Genomic DNA, 19,184 nt, shown 5'->3' with positions numbered 1-19,184 from the left:
GATCTCGCCCTGGGTCATCAGGCTTTCGACGCGGGCGTCGATCAGCCCGTCTCGGAAGGTGTTGAGATAGAGGATGCCGGTCACCAGGACGGCAAGGCCGGCAAGGTTGAGGAACAGGATACGCCGTGTCAGGCTGGAAAAGATATGATGGCCAAGGAAACGGCGCATCGGCACCGTGATCTTCGACACGAAGGACGGCATGATCCGCGACGGCCGCCTGGAGGCGCCCGCCGGTCTTGTTCGCTGTGCTTCCACTGCCATCGAATAGCAGGCCCTGCTACTTATGCTTCGCGGAACCGGTATCCGACTCCGTAAAGGGTTTCGATCATCTCGAAGTCGTCGTCGACGGCCTTGAACTTCTTGCGCAGCCGCTTGATGTGGCTGTCGATGGTGCGGTCGTCGACATAGACCTGTTCATCATAAGCCGAATCCATGAGCGCATCACGGCTTTTTACGACGCCTGGACGCTGCGCCAGCGAATGCAGGATCAGGAACTCGGTGACGGTGAGCGTCACCGGCTCGCCTTTCCAGGTGCAGGTGTGGCGCTCCTGGTCCATGACGAGTTGGCCGCGCTCGAGCGAGCGGGCCTGCTGGCTTGGCGTCTTGGCGGCAGCCTCGCGGGCACTGGCGCGGCGCAGCACGGCGCGCACCCGCTCGACCAGCAGGCGCTGCGAGAAGGGCTTGCGGATGAAATCGTCGGCGCCCATCTTGAGGCCGAACAATTCGTCGATCTCGTCGTCCTTGGAGGTCAGGAAGATCACCGGAAGGTCGGACTTCTGGCGCATGCGGCGCAGCAGTTCCATGCCGTCCATGCGCGGCATCTTGATGTCGAGGATGGCAAGGTTCGGCGGGCGTGCCGCCAGGCCTTCCAGCGCTGACGCACCATCCGTGTAGGTCTCGACGCGATACCCCTCGGATTCCAGGGCGATCGACACCGATGTCAGAATGTTGCGGTCGTCATCGACAAGCGCGATTGTTGCCATTTCAAGCGGCTCCCTCATGAGCTGTCCCTTCTGTCGTAGAGAAGGGGCTTTTGCAGGACAAATTAGGTACAAAATGTGGCATAGGCCTTGTCCGCTGTCACGCGCGGCATGCCGGCGGCCACAATCCTACCTCGACATGGATTGGACGAACGGACATCGCCAATCCTTTGGGCAACCGCGAAACTTTTTGCACATATAAACGATTTAAACAACTTTCAAAATATTTAAATCGATTAATGATTTGATATCATTTGGCTTTTCTGGTTCTGACCATCTCGCCCGCGTAGTGGGCGTGCTGGAAACGTGCCGGCAAAGATGCGGCAAATCCAAGAGGGACACTCGATGTCGGAAGTCGGCAAACGCAATTCCGCCTGCGCGATCGATCATATCGGCCTGAAAACCACCGGCGTGGTGCGCTATAATTTCGGTGCGGCCGCCCTTTATGAGGAATCGATCCGGCGCGGCGAGGCCCGCTTGACCGCCCATGGCGCGCTGGTCGCCGAGACCGGACAGCACACCGGCCGCTCGCCCAAGGACAAGTTCGTCGTCCGCGATGGCGCCACCGAACCACATGTCTGGTGGGACAACAACAAGGCGATCTCGCCGGCCCAGTTCGACACGCTGCTCGCCGATTTCCAGGCGCATGCCGCGGACAAGGATCTATACGTCCAGGATCTGGTCGGCGGCGCCGATGCGGAGTCGAGGCTGCCGACCAGGGTGATCACCGAATTTGCCTGGCACTCGCTGTTCATCCGCAATCTGCTGATCCGTCCGGATGCCGCCGAACTCGAACAGTTCGTGCCTGAGATGACGATCATCGACCTGCCGTCCTTCCGCGCCGATCCCCTTCGTCACGGCAGCCGCACCGAAACGGTGATCGCCGTCGATCTTTCGCGCAAGATCGTGCTGATCGGCGGCACCTCCTATGCCGGCGAGATGAAGAAGTCGGTGTTCACCATGCTCAACTATCTGCTGCCGGCGAAAGGCGTGATGCCGATGCATTGCTCGGCCAATGAGGGTGCGGCCGGCGACGCCGCCATCTTCTTCGGCCTGTCGGGCACCGGCAAGACGACGCTCTCGGCCGATCCCTCGCGCACGCTGATCGGCGACGACGAGCATGGCTGGGGGCCGCACGGCATCTTCAATTTCGAAGGCGGCTGCTATGCCAAGACGATCAAGCTGTCGGCGGAAGCCGAGCCGGAAATCTTCGCCACCACGCAGCGCTTCGGCACGGTGCTGGAAAATGTCGTGCTCGACGCTGATGGCGTGCCGGATTTCAACGACGGAAGACTGACCGAGAACACACGCTGCGCCTACCCGCTGGACTTCATCCCCAATGCCAGCAAGACCGGCCGCGCCAACCATCCCAACAACATCATCATGCTGACCGCCGATGCGTTCGGCGTGATGCCGCCGATCGCGCGGCTGACCCCGGCGCAGGCGATGTATCATTTCCTGTCCGGCTACACCGCCAAGGTGGCCGGAACCGAAAAGGGCGTGACCGAGCCCGAAGCGACGTTTTCGACCTGTTTCGGTGCGCCGTTCATGCCGCGCCACCCTTCCGAATACGGCAATCTGCTGCGCGAGCTGATTGCACGCCACGGCGCCGATTGCTGGCTGGTCAATACCGGCTGGACCGGCGGCGCCTACGGCACCGGCAAGCGCATGCCGATCAAGGCGACGCGCGCGTTGCTTGCAGCCGCACTTGACGGCTCGCTGAAGACGGCCGAGTTCCGCACCGACCCTCATTTCGGTTTCGAGGTGCCGGTGGCTGTGCCGGGCATCGATAGCGCCATTCTCGACCCGATGATTCTGGACCCCCGGGCGACCTGGGCCGACAAGGCCGGCTACGACCGTCAGGCGGCACGGCTGGTCGGCATGTTCGCCGTCAATTTCGAGAAATTCGAAAGCCATGTCGACGCCGTGGTGCTGGGCGCGGCGCCGCGCATGCAGGAAGCGGCGGAGTAATCGCGCCACAGGGGTCAGCTTTCGTTGAAAGGCCCGGTTCGATCGGGCCTTTTCTTTTTCGATCCGCCGCGCCATGACTGCGGCATGGCGAGCGACGACAACATCATCATATCAGGCGATGCGGTGATCCATCCGGGCGACCTGCACGAGGATTTCATCCGCTCGTCCGGTCCCGGCGGCCAGAACGTCAACAAGGTGGCGACGGCGGTGCAACTGCGCTTCGACGCGGCCAACGCAACGGGTCTGTCGGAGCGCGTGCGCGAGCGGACGATCAAGCTTGCCGGCCAGCGTGCCACCAAGGACGGTGTCATCGTCATCGAAGCAGGCCGCTTCCGCACCCAGGAACAGAACCGGGCGGATGCGCGGGCACGGCTGACGGCATTGGTCGCCAAGGCCGCCGAACCGCCACCGCCGCCGCGCAAGAAGACACGGCCGTCGAAGGGTGCCGTGGAACGGCGGCTGAAGAGCAAGGCCGGGCGCGGCACGATCAAGAAGCTGCGGGGCCGGGTGGAGAACGATTAAGCACCACACCAATCACGCGCAAAACGACTTCCCATTTTGGACCGCAGATGCAAAGTTCAACCATTGCCATTAGCAAGGGAGACCAAGGATGGGCATGTTCGATTTCGTCAAGAGCGTCGGCAAGAAACTGGGCATCGGCGGTGACGACGAAGCCGCACCCACGGCCGACACACTCAAGAAGGAGCTCGATTCGCACAAGCTCGGCACCGATGGCGTCGAGGTCGTCGTCACGGGCGACACGGCGGTGCTGAAGGGTGTGGTCAAGGACCAGTCGATCTTCGAGAAGGCGGTCATCGCCGTCGGCAACACGCTCGGCGTCTCCAAAGTGCAGGCGGACGAATTGCAGGTCGCGCCAGCACCTGGCACGGCCGCCGCCCCCGCCAAGGAGCCCACCTTCTACACGGTGAAGAAGGGCGACAATCTCTGGAAGATCGCCGAGAAAAGCTACGGCAAGGGCCAAGGCGTCAAGAACACGGTCATATTCGAGGCCAACAAGCCGATGCTGACCCATCCCGACAAGATCTATCCGGGCCAGGTGCTGCGCATTCCCGACCTCGCCTGATCGGCGGCTGCCAATTCGACAAGAGCGGCGGCTTTCGGGTCGCCGTTTTCATTTGAACGTGACATTTTACGGTTCCGAACCATCCAAGAGGTAATCGAATCCGTGCTCGTCCTGCCCAAAGGCGTCCGCCACATGCCGGCCTACCTGTCGCGCAGCGCGCAGGAAGAGATGGTCGACGAGGTGGGACGGATCGTGCAGCAGGCGCCGCTGTTCGTGCCGGCCATGCCGCGCACCGGCAAGGAGATGAGCGTGCGTATGACCAATTGCGGGCCGCTCGGCTGGGTCACCGACAAGGAGCACGGCTATCGTTACCAGCCGGCGCATCCGGTAACCGGGGCGCCTTGGCCGCCAATTCCGGATGCGCTGCTCGACCTGTGGCGCGAGGTCTCGGGCTATTCGCACCCGCCGGAAGCATGCCTCATCAATTTCTACACGCCGGACGCAAAAATGGGCCTGCATCAGGACCGCGACGAGACCGATCTTTCGGCGTCGGTCGTCTCCGTCTCGCTCGGCGACGACTGCCTGTTCCGAGTCGGCCAGACCACGCGTGATGGCGCCACCAAGTCGTTCAGGCTGCAAAGCGGTGACGTCGTGGTGCTCGGCGGCGAGGGGCGGCTGTGCTTTCACGGCGTCGATCGGATCTATCCCTCGACCTCGGCGCTGCTGAAAAACGGCGGGCGGATCAATCTGACGCTGCGGCGGGTGACGGAGCCGGCCGTCACAGCTTCCTGAGCGCCACTTCCTCGATCAGGTGGTCGGCGCCTTTGCGCAGGATCAAGTCGGCGCGGGCCCGCGTCGGCAGGATGTTCTCGCGCAGATTCTTCAAATTGATGTTGGTCCACAGGCCTTCGGCGATGGCGCGCGCCGAACTCTCCGACAGCTGCGAATAGCGGTGAAAGAAGGAGTCCGGGTTGCGGAAGGCGGTCTCACGCAGCCGCATGAAGCGGGAAATGTACCAGTTGTGGATCAGCTTCTCGTCGGCATCGATGTAGATGGCGAAGTCGAAGAAGTCCGACAGGAAAGGGACGATCTTGCCGTCCTGCGGCAGCTTGCCGGGCTGCAGGACATTGATGCCTTCGAAGATCAATATGTCGGGCCGGTCGATGGTGACGAACTCGCCAGGAATGACGTCATAAGTCAGGTGCGAATAGACCGGCGCGCGGACATCGGGCAGCGCCGACTTGATGCCCGACAGGAAGCGCAGCAGCGCGCCCACATCGTAGCTGTCGGGGAAACCCTTGCGCTCCATCAGGTTCTCGCGGCGCAGGACCTCGTTGGGCAGCAGGAAGCCGTCGGTGGTGATGAGATCGACCTTGGGGCTCGACGGCCAGCGCGCCAGCAGTTCCTTCAGCACGCGTGCGGTGGTCGATTTGCCGACGGCGACCGAACCGGCAATGCCGATGATGAACGGTGTCTTGACCACGTCGACCGCGTTGAAGAAGGCCTGGCGTTGCCGAAACAGCAGCTGGCTCGCTTCGACATGCGCCGACAACAGCCGCGACAGCGACAGATAGATGCGCGTGACCTCCTCGAGATCGACCGGATCGTTGAGCGAGCGCAGGCGGCGGAATTCGTCCGCGCTCAGCGTCAGTGGGGTATCGGCGCGGAATTGCGACCATTGCTCGGCGGAGAAGAAGCGAAAGGGGGAATACTTCTCGGTCGGCGCGAGCTGATCCATCGAGATACCTGCCCTTCCTCGCGGTCAGCCCTTGGGCCGTGACGCCTTCTCGGCGATGCCCGAACGCCGGGTGCGGCCTTCGAGTTCCCTGAGCACGTCGCTCAGCGAAACTCCCGAGAGGCCGAGAACGACGAGCCAATGATACATAAGATCGGCGCTTTCTGAAACGATGGCCGGTTTGTCGCCCCTGACGGCGGCAATCACCGTCTCGACGGCCTCCTCGCCGAGCTTCTGCGCCGCCTTGTCGATGCCGCGCGCGAACAATTTTGCCGTCCACGAATCCGGATCTCCTGAATGGGCGCGTTCCCCAATGATTTTTTCCAGATCGGAAAGCGAAAACTCGGTCATGGCGTCATCTATCTGCTTGTTTAAGCATGATCTTTTCCGAAAACCGGTTCCCACTTTTCGGGATCATGCTTTAGGGCCGATTATTCACAGAGTCCAGCCGCATCGGCAGGCCGGCGGCGGCCATATGCGCCTTGGCCTGCGCTATCGTGTAGGTGCCGAAATGGAAAATGGACGCGGCCAGCACCGCGCCGGCATGGCCGTCGCGAATGCCTTCGACCATGTGGTCGAGCGTGCCGACGCCGCCGGAGGCGATCACCGGCGCGCGCACGGCGTCTGATATCGCGCGGGTCAGCGCGATGTCGTAGCCGGCCTTGGTGCCGTCCCGATCCATCGAGGTCAGCAGGATCTCGCCGGCGCCGCGATCGACCATTTTCCGGGCGAATTCGACCGCGTCGATGCCGGTCTTTTCGCGGCCGCCATGAGTGAAGATCTCCCAGCGGTCGGTCTCACTGGTGCCCGACACCTTCTTGGCGTCGATGGCGACGACGATGCACTGGTTGCCGAACTTGTCGGCGGCCTCCGCAACGAAATCCGGGTTCTTCACCGCGGCCGTGTTGATCGACACCTTGTCGGCGCCGGCCAAAAGCAGCTTCCTGATATCGGCGACCTGGCGCACGCCGCCGCCAACGGTCAGCGGCATGAAGCATTGTTCGGCGGTACGTGCGATAACGTCGAAGATGGTCTCGCGATTGTCCGACGAAGCGGTGATGTCGAGGAAGCAGAGTTCGTCGGCGCCGGCCGCGTCATAGGCCTTGGCCGCCTCGACCGGATCGCCGGCGTCGACGAGATCGACGAAGTTGACGCCCTTGACGACACGGCCGTTCTTGACGTCGAGACAGGGGATGACACGGGCTTTCAGCATCAGCGGCCCTCTATCGTGGCGATGAGATCGTTCAGCAACTGGCCGACCTGCGGCGGAACATCGGCCTGGGCGTCGAAGGCCGGGTCGTAGGCGGAAACGGTGATGCCGACGATCGGCACCGCCAGCGCGATGGCGCACGTGGCATCGCGCAACTGTTCCGGGCTCGGCCCGCCCGAAGTGATATAGCGGTTGGCCTGCAGCTCCCGGGGATCGTGCACGTCCATATCGAGATGCATGTGCACGCGTCTGGCGCCGGCGACCATCAGTCTTTCGGCCGCCTGGGCCACCCCGGAGCACTCCGTCCGCACGATCGGCAATGTCTCGAGAAGCTGTTTTTCCGCGGGATCGAGATCGCGCGCGTTGACGAGCACGCAACGCGACGGATCGACCGGCTTGAAGCCCGGAATGGCCGACGCCATCGGCCGCCAGCACAGGCCAAGCACGGTCGCCAGCGCCATGCCGTCGAGAAAGCCGTATGTGGATGTCTCGGGCGTGTTGAGATCGCCATGCTGGTCGGCCCAGATGATCGCATCGGCGTCTTCGCCGGCGACCGCGCCGGCGCTGGTCAGGCAGTTTCCGGCAAGGACGATGGGAAACCGACCGGCGTCGCGGGCAAGGCGAACCTCGCTCGCAACCGCGTTGCAGACGGCAAAGCCGGTGGCGATTTCACGCTCCTGGGCATCTCCAACCTTGCCGATATCCTCGACCATCACATCGTGGCCGGCCATCGTCAGGGCGTCGACGAGCCCGCCAGAGACCAGCGCGTCCGGCCCCTGGCCCATGCCGCCATGATAGTGGCCGCTGTCATAGGAGGCCAGGATAATGGAGATTTTCACGTCCGCGTCTCCGCCCTGCCCTGCAGGATCGCCAGGGCCTCGGCCGGATCGATGCGGCCGTCATAGAGCGCGCGGCCGGAGATCGCGCCTTCGAGCTTTTGCGCATCGGGCATGGTCATGCGCACGATGTCGGCGATCGAGGCGAGGCCGCCCGACGCGATGACCGGGATCGACACGGCATCGGCGAGGTCGATGGTGGCGTCCCAGTTGATGCCGGTCAAAACGCCGTCGCGGTCGATGTCGGTGTAGATGATGGCAGCGACGCCGGCGCCCTCGAACTTCCTCGCCAGTTCGATGACGCCGAGGCTCGACGCCTCGGCCCAGCCCTCGACGGCGACCTTGCCGCCCTTGGCGTCGATGCCGACGGCGACCTTGCCCGGAAACGCCTTGCAGGCCTGTTTGACAAGGTCCGGGTCACGCACCGCCACCGTGCCGAGGATGACCCGGGCCAGGCCGCGATCGAGCCAGTCCTCGATCTGCGCCAGCGTGCGGATGCCGCCGCCGAGCTGCACCGGGTTCTTCGTTGCCTTGAGGATGGCGCCGACCGCCGCACTGTTGACGCTCTGGCCCTGGAAGGCGCCGTTGAGGTCGACGACATGCAGCCATTCGAAACCCTGTTGCTCGAAGGCCCGCGCCTGCGCGGCAGGATCATCGTTGTAGATGGTCGCGGTCGTCATGTCGCCATGCCTGAGGCGCACGCACTGGCCGTCCTTGAGATCTATCGCCGGGAAAAGGATCATCCGTTCAGGCGCCTTCCACAATGGCGAAATGGGATGTCGAATAGAGACGTCGGAATTTCAGCGCCACCTGGTATTCAGGCGAATGGAAGCAGGCGAGTGCGACCGCATAGCTCTCGAACTCGATGATGACATGGCGATTGCCCGATAGCCCTTCCGGGCTCGACGACTGACCGCCGCGGGTCAGGAACTTTGCGCCATATTTGTCGAAAGCCGCTTTGTTGGCGGCAATGTATAGCGGATAGTTTTCCGGATCGGTCACCTCGACCATCGCCATCCAGTAGCCCTTCTTGCTCATGGTCTATCCCTCTGCTCGAGCATGATCTCCGGACAAACGGGAACCGTTTGTCCGAGAAAGCCGGGGTCCACTTTTCGGGATCATGCTCTAGGGCCTCCAGCGCAGGAAATTGGTGATCAGCGCGAGGCCGAGCGCCTGGCTCTTTTCCGGGTGGAACTGCGTGCCGACAAGATTGTCGCGGGCGACGGCCGCCGTCACCGGGCCGCCATAGTCGGCAACCGCCAGAACCTCGTCCGCCTTGCCCGCATCGAGATGATAGGAATGCACGAAATAGGCATGCAGCCCGCTTGCGCCAGTCGGTATGCCGGCAAACAGCGGATGCTGGCGCTTGAGCTCGATCGTGTTCCAGCCGATCTGCGGGATCTTCAGCGCCGGATCGGAAGGCATGATCTCCTTCACGTCGCCCGATATCCAGCCGAAGCCCTTGGTAATCGTCTTTTCGAGGCCGCGCTGCGACATCAGCTGCATGCCGACGCATATGCCGAGGAACGGCCGGCCCTTGACGATCGCAACCTCCTCGACGGCTTCCCACATGCCTTCGACGGCCTGCAGGCCGGAGGCGCAGTCGGCATAGGCGCCGACGCCGGGCAGGACGATGCGATCGGCCGTGCGCACCTGCTCGGCATCTGCGGTCAGGTCGATATCGGCCGATATGCCGGCTTCGCGCGCGGCGCGCTCGAAAGCCTTGGTGGCCGAGCGCAAATTGCCCGAGCCGTAGTCGATGATCGCAACCCGCATGTCAGCTTCTTCCCGGAATGTGGGTCAGCCCCAGCGCCATGCCCGGCTGCGCTGGCCGCGCGAGGGCAGCATCGGGGACCATACGCGGCGCCGGCACAACCTCATCGGCAAGCGCTTCCGCTTCCAGCGCATAGCGTGTGTCGGCGTCGTCGAGCCAACCGGCTTCGACCGCGCCCCATTCGTGCCAACCGCGCCGGCGAAGTGCCGCGATGCGCAGGCCTTGCCCTTCCAGTCCGACATAGAGCGAAACCAACAGTGACAGCAGCGAGCCGGCCAGACCAAGGCCGAGCTTCTGGCCCAGCATCGAAAGCAGGCCCATGACGACGAAGGCAAGCGCTGCCTCGATCCACAGCCGATGCCAGGCGAACCATAGCGGCGGCACCAGGAGGCCCAGCCAGGTGAAGCCATCGCGGACAAAGGCCGTGGCATCGGCCTTCTCGCTGCGGCCTGGCGGTTCCATCACGACATAGGTGGCCATGGCCTTATCCCTTCAACGATCCCTTGGTGGAGGGAACCGCATCCGGCTGGCGCGGATCGCGTTCGAGAGCCGCGCGCAGCGCGCGCGCCACCGCCTTGAAGCAGGTCTCGGCGATGTGATGGTTGTTGGCGCCATAGTGATTGGTGACATGCAGCGTGATGCCGGCATTCTGCGCCAAAGCCTGGAAGAATTCGCGCACCAGTTCGGTGTCGAAGGTGCCGATCTTCGGCGACGAGAAGGAAACGTTCCAGACCAGGAACGGACGGCCGGACACGTCGATCGCAGCGCGCGTCAGCGTCTCGTCCATGGCAAGGTCGATCGAGGCATAGCGCATGATGCCGCGCCGCTCGCCCAGTGCCTTGGCCAGCGCCTGGCCAAGCGCGATGCCGGTGTCCTCGACGGTGTGATGATCGTCGATATGCAGGTCGCCCTTGGCCCTGACCGTCATGTCGATCAGGGAATGGCGCGCCAGCTGGTCCAGCATATGGTCGAAGAAGCCGACGCCCGTCGAAATGTCCGATTTTCCGGTGCCGTCGACATGGACCGAGACGGCAATCTCGGTTTCCTTGGTCTTGCGGCTGACTTCGGCGGCGCGGGGCGGCATCACTCTATCCTTGTCCCAGAGGTTCACATCGTGACCAGCTCAGAGGTTCAAGCGCTCGCAGGCTTGAAAACGAAAGCCTTCTAGCAGCATGATCCGGCGATTGCCAGTTGCGAACCCGGCCGCTATCCAGCGGTTTGCAATCATCGGTCCCATGCATACATATGGCCGATCAAGTCACTCGTACCGCGCCGATCGCCTTATCGGGATGGCGCTGCTCGGAGCCAGGAAATGTCCGATAATCTGACCATGCACGCCACGACCATCGTGACGGTGCGCAAGGGCAACAAGGTGGTGATCGCCGGCGACGGCCAGGTCAGCCTTGGCCAGACCATCATGAAGGGCAACGCCAAGAAGGTGCGCCGCATCGGCAAGGGCGGCAATGTGATCGCCGGGTTCGCCGGCGCCACCGCCGACGCCTTCACGCTGCTGGAGCGGCTCGAAGCCAAGCTCGAACAATATCCAGACCAGCTGACGCGCGCCTGCGTCGAACTCGCCAAGGACTGGCGCACCGACCGCTATCTGCGCCGGCTGGAAGCGATGATGCTGGTGGCCGACAAGTCGGTATCGCTGGCGCTGACCGGCACTGGCGACGTGCTCGAGCCCGAATTCGGCGTCATGGCCATCGGTTCGGGCGGTAACTACGCGCTGGCCGCGGCCCGCGCGCTGATGGACAGCGACAAGGATGCCGAGGAGATCGCCCGCAAGGCGATGCAGATCGCATCCGACATCTGCGTCTACACCAACAACAATTTCGTCGTCGAAACGCTCGAGGTCGGCTGAAAAGGCCGGCCATGACCCCGAAAAGTGGAAACCGGTTTTCTCGGACGAACGGTTCCGTTCGTCCAGAGATCATCGCCGAACAAGAAGATAGCTACGACTTTCGGCCGGTGACGGAAAAAGACCTGCCGATGATCGCCGGCTGGCTCGCCGAGCCGCATGTTGCAGAGTGGTGGGACGATCCGGAGACGGAAATCGCCGGCATTCGCGAGCACATCGACTCGATTTCGGTCGAGCCGCTGATCGTCGAGCTCGACGGCAAGCCGATCGCCTATCTGCAGAGCTACGACCCGCATCTGGAAGACGACCATCCCTATGCCGACCAGCCGTTCGGCACGCTCGGCATCGACGTGTCGATCGGCGTGCCGGAGTTGCTCGGGCGCGGCCATGGCTCGGCAATCGTGCGCCAGTTCGTCGAACAGCTTTTCGAGGAAGGTGTTCCGCGCGTCATCATCGATCCGGATCCCGCCAATGTCAGGGCGATCCGTGCCTATGAAAAGGCTGGCTTTGTTGCCTTTGACACCAGAACATCGGAGTACGGGCCGGCCTTGATGATGGCGCGCGACGCGACGCAGGAGCCCAATTGATCAGCGCCGAAACCCTCGACAAGGCAGTCGCGAAAGGTTTGATCTCGCAGACCCTGCGCGATCAGTTGGAGGCCATGGAACGTGCGGTCGCTCTCGCCCCCGAGGCCAGGCGCGCCGATGACGAGGGTGACGAGGAAAACCTGCGGCTGGTGGGCGGCGGCAACGATCTGTTTGTCACCGTGGGAACCGTTCTGCTCAGCGCCGGCTTCTTCTTTGTCCTGACCACCTTGCTTCCAGGCCAAACATTCTGGATCGCAGGCATCCTCGCGGTTTTCGCCTGGGGGCTCGCCGAAATCGTCACGCGTCAGCACCGGATGAAATTATCGTCGTCCGTGCTTGCCCTGATTTTCATGGCCGCCATTCTGGCCGCTCTGGCGCTACAGGTGGAGGCCAGCTTCGGCATACGCAAGCCGGAGACTATCTGGCAGCTATTGGCGTTGCGCCAGACGGCGTCCCAGGCCGGATATCTGTTCCTGGGCGGAGGAATAATCGCGGCGGCGATCTATTTCTGGCGTTTTCGCGTCCCCATCATTGCCGGGGCTATCGCCATCGCTTTTACACTGCTTGCCTTCCTGCAAACGGCGATAATCCTGTATGATAGCGTGACAGCGGGTGCGATTGCGCCACCGCGTATGGAGGATGTTCCCGAATTGCTCCGCGCGGCACTTTACATGCCGCTGATCTGCGGCCTGATCGTGTTCGCAACGGGTGTAGCTTTTGACATTTACGACAGGGATCGACGCAAGATCTGGTCCGATTGCGCTTTCTGGCTGCATGTCGTCTCGGCGCCCATGCTGGTGCATCCGCTCTTCATCATGGCAACCGGCCAGAACGTCGTGTTCGGACATATCGCGCCGGATGCCAATGCAACCATCATGCTGACTATACTGATCCTTGGCTTCCTCTATGTCGCGCTTGCCATCGACCGCCGTTCGCTTCTGGTTCCGACATTGGCTTACTTCGGCTCGCTGGGCATCTATTATCTGGTGAATTCCGCCTCCGATTCGACGGGCATCCCGCCTTTTGCCTTGATCCTGGTCGTTGTTGGCGCGCTGATCATTCTGTTCGGGGCTGGCTGGCAGCGTATCCGGCGGATTGTGGTCAAACCCACCTTGCCGGCTGCCGTGATCCGCCGGCTACCGCCGCTGAAGGCGTGACAAGGCTTGTGATGGTCGAGACGGCGACGCGAAACGAGGGGGAATGAACCGATGACGACACCGACCGCGGAGAACAGCTATTCGGCCTATGAAGACAGCTGGCGGATGGGGCTTCTGCTCGTCCTCGCCCTGATCATCTTCCAGGCCGGGGCGCTCTACGGCATGGGGCGAGCGCCGATCTGCACCTGCGGCTACGTCAAGCTCTGGCATGGCGTCGTGCAGAGTTCGGAGAATTCCCAGCACATTTCGGACTGGTATACGTTCTCGCACATCATCCACGGCTTCCTGTTCTATGCGCTGGCAAGATTCCTGTTCCCGCGTTCGCCGATCGGCTTGAGGCTGGCGTTCGCCGTCTTCATCGAAGGCGGTTGGGAGCTGCTCGAAAACAGCCCATTCATCATCGAGCGCTACCGCGCCGGCACCATCTCGCTCGACTATTACGGCGACAGCATCATCAATTCGGTGTCCGACACACTGGCCATGATGCTGGGATTTGTGATGGCGCGAAGGCTACCTATATGGGTGATCGTCAGCCTTGCCATCATCTTCGAACTCGGTACCGGCTATCTCATCCGGGACAATCTGACACTCAACGTGATCATGCTGCTGCATCCGTTCGAGGCCATCAAGCAGTGGCAAAGTGGAATCTAGTGATATGAGCACATTTTCTCCCCGCGAAATCGTTTCGGAACTCGACCGTTTCATCATCGGCCAGAAGGACGCCAAGCGCGCCGTGGCCATTGCCTTGCGCAACCGCTGGCGCCGCCAGCAGCTGGAAGGCCAGATGCGCGAAGAGGTGATGCCGAAGAACATCCTGATGATCGGGCCGACCGGCGTCGGCAAAACCGAAATCTCGCGCCGCCTGGCGCGGCTCGCCGGTGCGCCTTTCGTCAAGGTCGAGGCAACCAAGTTCACCGAGGTCGGCTATGTCGGCCGCGATGTCGAGCAGATCATCCGCGATCTGGTCGAGATCGCCATCGGCCTGGTGCGTGAGAAGATGCGCGAAGACGTCAAGGCGCGCGCCCACGTCAACGCCGAGGAACGCGTGCTGGAAGCGCTGGTCGGCAAGACCGCGAGCCCGGCCACCCGCGATAGTTTCCGCAAGAAGCTGCGCGACGGTGAGCTCGACGACAAGGAGATCGAGGTCGAGGTTGCCGACACCGGCAGCGGCGGCATGCCCGGTTTCGAGATCCCCGGCATGCCCGGCGCCAATATCGGCGTGCTGAACATCAACGACATGCTGTCGAAGGCGATGGGCGGCAAGAAGACCAAGATGCGCAAGACGACGGTGAAGGAGTCCTACGATCTGCTGGTCAATGACGAGTCCGACAAGCTGCTCGACCAGGACGAAGTGGTGCGGCGGGCGCTCGATGCGACGGAGAATGACGGCATCGTCTTCCTCGACGAGATCGACAAGATCGCCTCGCGCGAAGGCGGCATGGGCGCCGGCGTTTCCCGCGAAGGCGTGCAGCGCGACCTGCTGCCGCTGATCGAGGGCACCACGGTGGCGACCAAATACGGACCGCTGAAGACCGACCACATCCTGTTCATCGCCTCCGGCGCCTTCCACGTCTCGAAGCCGTCAGACCTGTTGCCGGAATTGCAGGGCCGCCTGCCGATCCGGGTCGAGCTGCGGGCGCTGGAGAAGGACGATTTCGTCCGCATCCTGACCGAGACCGAAGCCAGCCTGATCAAGCAGTATATCGCGCTGATGAAGACCGAGGGCGTCGAGCTGACCTTCACCGACGACGCTATCGATTCGCTGGCCGGCATCGCCGTCGACCTCAACGCCAGCGTCGAGAACATCGGCGCAAGGCGGTTGCAGACGGTGATGGAGCGGGTGCTGGACGAAATCTCCTACGATGCGCCCGACCGCAACGGCACATCAGTCACCATCGATGCCGCCTATGTGGAGAAGCATGTCGGCGACCTGTCCAGGAATACCGACCTGTCGCGGTTCATCCTTTAAACGACGGCGCCGGAACGTTCCGGCGCCGGTCCAGGCAACATTTTCCGGCAAGCAAAATCATGTGTGGCCAGATGGTACCATCTGGCCACCTTTCGTAGTGCCGGGTGAAGGGGCGCTCTCGACTCGACCAAGAGCTTTACCTAGTTTGCGCGGCAATTCTCGATCTCTTGGTTTGACGGAATTCCGGGAAACCGTTTCACACTTTTCCTGGAATTGCTTGGGCGGCGGGTGCATGAAAAAACTGATCCTGGTCATTCTCGGCTTGACGCTGGCGGCGACGCTGTTCGCCGCCGAGGCAGCGACATTGGTGCCGCCGGGAAATCGCAATGCCGTGCAGCCCGACATTCCGGGTGCCTCCAGCCGGCGCACGCAGGCGACCAACACCAGCTTCCAGGCGAAGTACCGCAAGGTCTACGCCCTGCTGCAGAACGACGCCGGTCTGCGCGGCAAGATCAAGAAGGCAGCAGCCACCTACGGCATCGATCCCTTGCACATCGTCGGCGCCATCGTCGGCGAGCACACCTACAATGTCGATGCCTATGACCGGCTGCAGACCTACTACGTCAAGGCGATCTCCTATCTCTCCAGCAAGCTGTCCTTCGCCTATGAAGGCGAGGACATCACGGATTTCGTGCAGCGGCCGGAATTCAAGAAATGCGCCGCAATGTCCGACAGCTACGATCTGTGGGAATGCCGCGAGCAGGTGTGGAACCATTCGTTTCGCGGCAAGAGCGTCGGCGGGACCAGCTTTCCCGACGACCGTTTCGGCGCCACCTTCTTCCAGCCTTACTATGCCGGCCAGACCTTCGGCCTCGGCCAGCTCAATCCGCTGACCGCCTTGCAGATGAGCGATCTCGTGCACAAGGTTTCCGGCCTGCCGAAGCTCGACGTCGGCGATCCCAATTCGGTCTACAAGACCATCATGGATCCCGACCTGACGCTGCCCTACGTCGCCGCGACGATCCGGAAATCGATCGATGCCTATAAAAGCATTGCCGGCTTCGACATTTCGGGCAATCCGGGGGTCACCGCCACGCTCTACAATGTCGGCAATCCGGAGCAGCGCGCCGACGCGCTGAAGGCGGAGAACGACAGGCGCCGCGCCGCCGGCGAGCCGGAAAAGCTGCCGGAAGAGAATTACTATGGCTGGCTGGTGAATGATAAGCTGCCGGAGCTGAAGGCGCTGTTTTAGGGCGGCTCTCTGGCGTTAATTTGCCGACGCCTGCGCCGCCCCTCATTGCCCTGCCGGGCATTTCTCCCCGTATAGCGACGGGGAGAAAGGGGCCATCGTTGACCGCCACGCCCCCTCTGTAACGTTGCCGATTGGCGAAATCCTCGGCGAAAGCGCCCTTCTCCCCGTCACTATACGGGGAGAAGATGCCGGCAGGCAGATGAGGGGCAGCGCAGACGTCGACAATTGGCGCGACGGCTCAAGCCGCCAGCAACGACTTCAGCTTGACCGCCTGTGATCCCAGCGCTTCCGGCGCCGGTTTCGCGTGCTTGCCGATCAGCATGTCGGCCAGCCTGATATCGCGGGCGACCGCGTTGCCGGGGCCGATGCCGCTGGCCGCCACCAGCCTGCCGTCTTGCGCCAAATGGAAGAGAATGAAGGCGCCATCGCCGAGGTCGCGGCGCACGGTGCTGCTGCCTTCGTCGGACAGCCCGGCGATCTGCAGGGACAGACCATATTGATCCGACCAGAACCACGGCACCGCCGCATGCGCCTCGCCGGCACCGAGCATGTTCCTGGCCGCCAGCGCGCCCTGTTCCTGGGCGTTGCGCCAAGCTTCCAGCCGCACCCGACGGCCGCCATAGACGGCGAGCGGAAACGAGCAGCAATCGCCGGCGGCAAAGATGTCGGGATCGCTGCTGCGCAGTTCGGCATCGACTGCAATGCCATTGTCGATCGTAAGCCCCGCTTCGGCCGCAAGCCCGGTCACCGGCACGGCGCCGATGCCGATGATCGCGAGGTCGGCGACGATTTCCCGGCCGCCGGCAAGTGTGGTGCGCACCTGTCTGCCGTCGTCGGCGATGGATGCGATGCCATCCCCGCACAGGATATCGACGCCCTCGGCGACATGCGTATCATGGATGATTTCGGCGATCTCCGCCGGCACGCCGCGCATCAGGATGCGCGGCTGCGCCTCGATGACGGTGACATCAGCGCCGAGCTTGCGGGCCGCGGCCGCGAGTTCGAGACCGATGAAACCGCCGCCGATGATGGCGATCCGGTTGCCGGGGGTGAGGTGCGCGCGAATCGCGAGCGCGTCGGCGAAGGTCCTGAGATAGACGCAGTGCGCGCCAAGGCCGGGCATCGGCAGCTTGCGCGGCGTCGAACCCGTTGCCAGCAGGAGCTTGTCGTAAGGCAGGACCGATCCGTCCGACAGACGCACCGCATGCGCCGCGCGATCGATCGTCACGGCCTGGACGGAATGGACATGCCGGATCGATTTCTCGGCCAGAATTGCGTCGCTGGCGATCGCCTTGATCTCGGGCGCATCGCTGGCCATCGCCTCCTTGGACAGAGGCGGGCGCTCATAGGGCAGATGCGGCTCGTCGCCGACCAGCGTCACCGGCCCCTGATAATCGAGGTCGCGCAGCGCCAGTGCCGCGCGCCCACCGCATTCGCCGGCGCCGATGATGACCATTCCCCCCGCCATGTCGGTCATCCGATCTGAATCAGGACTTTGCCGGCGTCGACCTTGACCGGATAGGTCTTCAGGTTGACGCAGACCGGCGCGCCGCGGGCGTCACCCGTCTTGTAGTTGAAGCGGCCATTGTGCTTGGGGCATTCGATGATGTCATCCATCACCAGCCCGTCGGCCAGGTGCACCTTTTCATGCGTGCACAGGCCGTCGGTGGCGAAGAACTCGTCGTCGGGGCTGCGATAGATGGCGAAGGTGCGGCCGCCATGGTCGAAGCGCATCACATCCTCCTCGTCTATGTCGCCGGTGGCGCAGGCCTCGACCCAGTCGCTCATTCAAGTCCTCCCCAAAAGCAAATCCAGGAAAATTGCGCAGCGGTTTTCCGCCCGGAATTGCGTTAAAACAAACAGTCTAGATCGGATAGAAGCACGATCATTCCGCCGCGGCGGCGATAGTGTCGTTGTGGAATTCTTCGCGATATGGCCGTGCGGTCGGCGGCAGCTCGCGCTTGAGGAAATAGTCCTCGTTGCGCAGCTGGCGCAGGAAGACCGGGATCATCTCGCGATAGCCGGCCAGGATCGACGGTGTCGGCTCCGGCAGATCGTGCTTGATCAGTTCGTGCAGCCTCGGCAGCGCATGGTACGGCACCATCGGGAACATGTGATGCTCGACATGGTAGTTCATGTTCCAGTAGATGAAGCGGCTGATCGGGTTCATGTAGACGGTGCGGCTGTTCAGCCTGTGGTCGGTGACATTGTCGGCCAGGCCGCCATGCTGCAGCAACCCGACCATGACGTGATGCCAGGCGCCGTAGAGCCTGGGCAGGCCGACCAGCATCAGCGGCAGGAACGAACCGGTATAGAGCGCCAGCCCTACGGTGGCGGCATAGATCGCCGTCCAGATGCGGGCGACGCGGATCGCTTTGGGCTGTTCCTGTTCGGGAATGAAGGTCTTTTCGGCGGCGCTGACGGTGCCGGCGGCGTTGCGCAGCATGTCTGACATCGCATGCCAGGCGTCGAGCACGCCAGCGAAGCCCAGCATGGCGCGAACCAAATCAGGCGGCCGCATGACCGAGATTTCCGGGTCGCGGCCGACGATGACGGTGTCGGTGTGGTGGCGGGTGTGGCTCCAGCGCCAGGTCACCGGATTGCGCATGATCATGAAGCAGGCGATCTGATAGACCGCATCGTTCATCCACTGCGTCCGGAAGGCGGTGCCATGACCGCATTCGTGCCAGCGTGAATCCGTCGAGGAGCCGTAGAGCACGCCATAGACGAAGAAGAACGGCACGCACCACCAACTGCCCCAGAACCAGGCACCGCCGGCGCCGCTGACGATCAGCGCGGCGAACCAGATTGCCGTATCGCGGATCGCGGGCCCGTCGGAGCGCTGCATCAGCTCCTTCATCTGCTTGCGCGGCACGTCGGTGTGATAC

At 62.9% G+C, this 19,184-nt stretch carries 24 protein-coding genes; 10 read left to right on the top strand and 14 right to left on the bottom strand.

Features of this window, described 5'->3' with window-relative positions; all coding sequences use genetic code 11:
* Together EN893_RS01710 and EN893_RS01705 are read right to left on the bottom strand one after the other, a co-directional pair.
* Positions 1-201, bottom strand: a 201-nt coding sequence (locus EN893_RS01710; protein ID WP_245490790.1) for a sensor N-terminal transmembrane domain-containing protein, incomplete at its 3' end; no start/stop codon positions are given.
* An 80-nt stretch (positions 202-281) separates the two neighbouring features.
* A complete protein-coding gene (locus EN893_RS01705) occupies positions 282-983 on the bottom strand; it encodes a response regulator transcription factor (RefSeq protein WP_013528337.1) in 702 nt (233 codons plus the stop codon).
* A 342-nt stretch (positions 984-1,325) separates the two neighbouring features.
* Between EN893_RS01705 and EN893_RS01700 the strand changes: the two genes are divergently transcribed.
* The 4 genes from EN893_RS01700 (at position 1,326) to EN893_RS01685 (ending at position 4,767) form a co-directional block, all read left to right on the top strand.
* A complete protein-coding gene (locus tag EN893_RS01700) occupies positions 1,326-2,951 on the top strand; it encodes a phosphoenolpyruvate carboxykinase (protein ID WP_127266884.1) in 1,626 nt (541 codons plus the stop codon).
* A gap of 84 nt (positions 2,952-3,035) precedes the next feature.
* Positions 3,036-3,473, top strand: coding sequence for an alternative ribosome rescue aminoacyl-tRNA hydrolase ArfB (arfB, locus tag EN893_RS01695; protein ID WP_023810634.1), 438 nt, complete (start codon positions 3,036-3,038; stop codon positions 3,471-3,473).
* Between the two features lie 88 nt (positions 3,474-3,561).
* A complete protein-coding gene (gene lysM, locus EN893_RS01690) occupies positions 3,562-4,035 on the top strand; it encodes a peptidoglycan-binding protein LysM (RefSeq protein WP_027039967.1) in 474 nt (157 codons plus the stop codon).
* 102 nt (positions 4,036-4,137) lie between these two features.
* Positions 4,138-4,767, top strand: a complete 630-nt coding sequence (locus EN893_RS01685; protein ID WP_127266883.1) for an alpha-ketoglutarate-dependent dioxygenase AlkB — start codon at positions 4,138-4,140, stop codon at positions 4,765-4,767.
* Here EN893_RS01685 and coaA read toward each other — a convergent pair.
* From coaA to hisB, 9 genes are all read right to left on the bottom strand, one after another.
* Positions 4,754-5,713 carry a type I pantothenate kinase gene (coaA, locus tag EN893_RS01680; RefSeq protein ID WP_127266882.1) on the bottom strand — a complete coding sequence of 320 codons (960 nt, stop codon included), beginning with the start codon at positions 5,711-5,713 and terminating at the stop codon, positions 4,754-4,756. The two genes, EN893_RS01685 and coaA, sit on opposite strands and share 14 nt — an antisense overlap.
* A gap of 24 nt (positions 5,714-5,737) precedes the next feature.
* Positions 5,738-6,061, bottom strand: a complete 324-nt coding sequence (locus tag EN893_RS01675; RefSeq protein WP_127266881.1) for a phosphoribosyl-ATP diphosphatase — start codon at positions 6,059-6,061, stop codon at positions 5,738-5,740.
* A 70-nt stretch (positions 6,062-6,131) separates the two neighbouring features.
* Positions 6,132-6,926: an imidazole glycerol phosphate synthase subunit HisF gene (hisF, locus tag EN893_RS01670; protein ID WP_164748906.1), complete on the bottom strand. Its 795-nt coding sequence runs from the start codon at positions 6,924-6,926 to the stop codon at positions 6,132-6,134.
* The gene (locus EN893_RS01665) at positions 6,923-7,759 is read right to left on the bottom strand and encodes an arginase family protein (protein WP_127266879.1); all 837 of its coding nucleotides are present in this window, start codon (positions 7,757-7,759) and stop codon (positions 6,923-6,925) included. The genes hisF and EN893_RS01665 overlap by 4 nt, the downstream gene beginning before the upstream one ends.
* Positions 7,756-8,499: a 1-(5-phosphoribosyl)-5-[(5-phosphoribosylamino)methylideneamino]imidazole-4-carboxamide isomerase gene (gene hisA / locus EN893_RS01660; RefSeq protein ID WP_127266878.1), complete on the bottom strand. Its 744-nt coding sequence runs from the start codon at positions 8,497-8,499 to the stop codon at positions 7,756-7,758. Before hisA ends, EN893_RS01665 begins: the two co-directional genes overlap by 4 nt.
* A 4-nt stretch (positions 8,500-8,503) precedes the next feature.
* Positions 8,504-8,794: a DUF1330 domain-containing protein gene (locus tag EN893_RS01655; protein ID WP_127266877.1), complete on the bottom strand. Its 291-nt coding sequence runs from the start codon at positions 8,792-8,794 to the stop codon at positions 8,504-8,506.
* Positions 8,795-8,881: 87 nt separating this feature from the next.
* Positions 8,882-9,532 (bottom strand): imidazole glycerol phosphate synthase subunit HisH, encoded by a 651-nt coding sequence (gene hisH / locus EN893_RS01650; RefSeq protein ID WP_127266876.1) that lies wholly within the window; start codon positions 9,530-9,532, stop codon positions 8,882-8,884.
* Position 9,533: 1 nt separating this feature from the next.
* The gene (locus EN893_RS01645; protein WP_027039976.1) at positions 9,534-10,010 is read right to left on the bottom strand and encodes a DUF2628 domain-containing protein; all 477 of its coding nucleotides are present in this window, start codon (positions 10,008-10,010) and stop codon (positions 9,534-9,536) included.
* Between the two features lie 4 nt (positions 10,011-10,014).
* Positions 10,015-10,614, bottom strand: coding sequence for an imidazoleglycerol-phosphate dehydratase HisB (gene hisB, locus EN893_RS01640; RefSeq protein WP_127266875.1), 600 nt, complete (start codon positions 10,612-10,614; stop codon positions 10,015-10,017).
* A 228-nt stretch (positions 10,615-10,842) separates the two neighbouring features.
* Here hisB and hslV point away from each other — a divergent pair, with 228 nt between their 5' ends.
* The 6 genes from hslV to EN893_RS01610 all read left to right on the top strand — a co-directional run bounded on the left by hslV (position 10,843) and on the right by EN893_RS01610 (position 16,296).
* Positions 10,843-11,394 carry an ATP-dependent protease subunit HslV gene (gene hslV, locus EN893_RS01635; RefSeq protein ID WP_127266874.1) on the top strand — a complete coding sequence of 184 codons (552 nt, stop codon included), beginning with the start codon at positions 10,843-10,845 and terminating at the stop codon, positions 11,392-11,394.
* A gap of 71 nt (positions 11,395-11,465) precedes the next feature.
* The gene (locus tag EN893_RS01630) at positions 11,466-11,978 is read left to right on the top strand and encodes a GNAT family N-acetyltransferase (protein WP_127270633.1); all 513 of its coding nucleotides are present in this window, start codon (positions 11,466-11,468) and stop codon (positions 11,976-11,978) included.
* Positions 11,975-13,135, top strand: coding sequence for a hypothetical protein (locus tag EN893_RS01625; RefSeq protein ID WP_164748903.1), 1,161 nt, complete (start codon positions 11,975-11,977; stop codon positions 13,133-13,135). The genes EN893_RS01630 and EN893_RS01625 overlap by 4 nt, the downstream gene beginning before the upstream one ends.
* 105 nt (positions 13,136-13,240) lie before the next feature.
* The gene (locus tag EN893_RS01620) at positions 13,241-13,786 is read left to right on the top strand and encodes a DUF2585 domain-containing protein (protein ID WP_236383093.1); all 546 of its coding nucleotides are present in this window, start codon (positions 13,241-13,243) and stop codon (positions 13,784-13,786) included.
* 4 nt (positions 13,787-13,790) lie between these two features.
* Entirely contained in the window at positions 13,791-15,104 is a 1,314-nt protein-coding gene (hslU, locus tag EN893_RS01615; protein WP_127266872.1) for an ATP-dependent protease ATPase subunit HslU, read from the top strand.
* A gap of 232 nt (positions 15,105-15,336) precedes the next feature.
* Entirely contained in the window at positions 15,337-16,296 is a 960-nt protein-coding gene (locus EN893_RS01610; RefSeq protein WP_127266871.1) for a DUF1402 family protein, read from the top strand.
* Between the two features lie 238 nt (positions 16,297-16,534).
* On the opposite strand, the gene EN893_RS01600 is transcribed toward EN893_RS01610, so the two are convergent.
* From EN893_RS01600 to EN893_RS01590, 3 genes are all read right to left on the bottom strand, one after another.
* Positions 16,535-17,773, bottom strand: coding sequence for an FAD-dependent oxidoreductase (locus EN893_RS01600; RefSeq protein ID WP_164748902.1), 1,239 nt, complete (start codon positions 17,771-17,773; stop codon positions 16,535-16,537).
* Complete coding sequence (locus EN893_RS01595; protein ID WP_027161041.1) at positions 17,770-18,084, bottom strand: MocE family 2Fe-2S type ferredoxin; 315 nt, start codon at positions 18,082-18,084, stop codon at positions 17,770-17,772. Before EN893_RS01595 ends, EN893_RS01600 begins: the two co-directional genes overlap by 4 nt.
* Positions 18,085-18,181: 97 nt before the next feature.
* The coding region (locus EN893_RS01590) for a fatty acid desaturase family protein (protein WP_128361381.1) at positions 18,182-19,184 on the bottom strand (1,003 nt) is incomplete at its 5' end.

The sequence above is a fragment of the Mesorhizobium sp. M7A.F.Ca.CA.004.04.2.1 genome (assembly GCF_004022825.1).
Classification (GTDB): Bacteria; Pseudomonadota; Alphaproteobacteria; order Rhizobiales; family Rhizobiaceae; genus Mesorhizobium.
The sequence above is the reverse complement of the archived record's forward strand: the minus strand, read 5'-3'. Positions and strand labels throughout refer to the sequence as shown.

What these genes read in the sequence shown, in the direction of transcription:
- EN893_RS01705 (WP_013528337.1), bottom strand. Translation starts at nt 983, where the DNA reads ATGGCAACAATCGCGCTTGTCGATGACGACCGCAACATTCTGACATCG.
- EN893_RS01700 (WP_127266884.1), top strand. Translation starts at nt 1,326, where the DNA reads ATGTCGGAAGTCGGCAAACGCAATTCCGCCTGCGCGATCGATCATATC.
- arfB (WP_023810634.1), top strand. Translation starts at nt 3,036, where the DNA reads ATGGCGAGCGACGACAACATCATCATATCAGGCGATGCGGTGATCCAT.
- lysM (WP_027039967.1), top strand. Translation starts at nt 3,562, where the DNA reads ATGGGCATGTTCGATTTCGTCAAGAGCGTCGGCAAGAAACTGGGCATC.
- coaA (WP_127266882.1), bottom strand. Translation starts at nt 5,713, where the DNA reads ATGGATCAGCTCGCGCCGACCGAGAAGTATTCCCCCTTTCGCTTCTTC.
- EN893_RS01675 (WP_127266881.1), bottom strand. Translation starts at nt 6,061, where the DNA reads ATGACCGAGTTTTCGCTTTCCGATCTGGAAAAAATCATTGGGGAACGC.
- hisA (WP_127266878.1), bottom strand. Translation starts at nt 8,499, where the DNA reads ATGATCCTTTTCCCGGCGATAGATCTCAAGGACGGCCAGTGCGTGCGC.
- EN893_RS01655 (WP_127266877.1), bottom strand. Translation starts at nt 8,794, where the DNA reads ATGAGCAAGAAGGGCTACTGGATGGCGATGGTCGAGGTGACCGATCCG.
- hisH (WP_127266876.1), bottom strand. Translation starts at nt 9,532, where the DNA reads ATGCGGGTTGCGATCATCGACTACGGCTCGGGCAATTTGCGCTCGGCC.
- EN893_RS01645 (WP_027039976.1), bottom strand. Translation starts at nt 10,010, where the DNA reads ATGGCCACCTATGTCGTGATGGAACCGCCAGGCCGCAGCGAGAAGGCC.
- hisB (WP_127266875.1), bottom strand. Translation starts at nt 10,614, where the DNA reads ATGCCGCCCCGCGCCGCCGAAGTCAGCCGCAAGACCAAGGAAACCGAG.
- hslV (WP_127266874.1), top strand. Translation starts at nt 10,843, where the DNA reads ATGTCCGATAATCTGACCATGCACGCCACGACCATCGTGACGGTGCGC.
- EN893_RS01620 (WP_236383093.1), top strand. Translation starts at nt 13,241, where the DNA reads ATGGGGCTTCTGCTCGTCCTCGCCCTGATCATCTTCCAGGCCGGGGCG.
- hslU (WP_127266872.1), top strand. Translation starts at nt 13,791, where the DNA reads ATGAGCACATTTTCTCCCCGCGAAATCGTTTCGGAACTCGACCGTTTC.
- EN893_RS01610 (WP_127266871.1), top strand. Translation starts at nt 15,337, where the DNA reads ATGAAAAAACTGATCCTGGTCATTCTCGGCTTGACGCTGGCGGCGACG.
- EN893_RS01600 (WP_164748902.1), bottom strand. Translation starts at nt 17,773, where the DNA reads ATGACCGACATGGCGGGGGGAATGGTCATCATCGGCGCCGGCGAATGC.
- EN893_RS01595 (WP_027161041.1), bottom strand. Translation starts at nt 18,084, where the DNA reads ATGAGCGACTGGGTCGAGGCCTGCGCCACCGGCGACATAGACGAGGAG.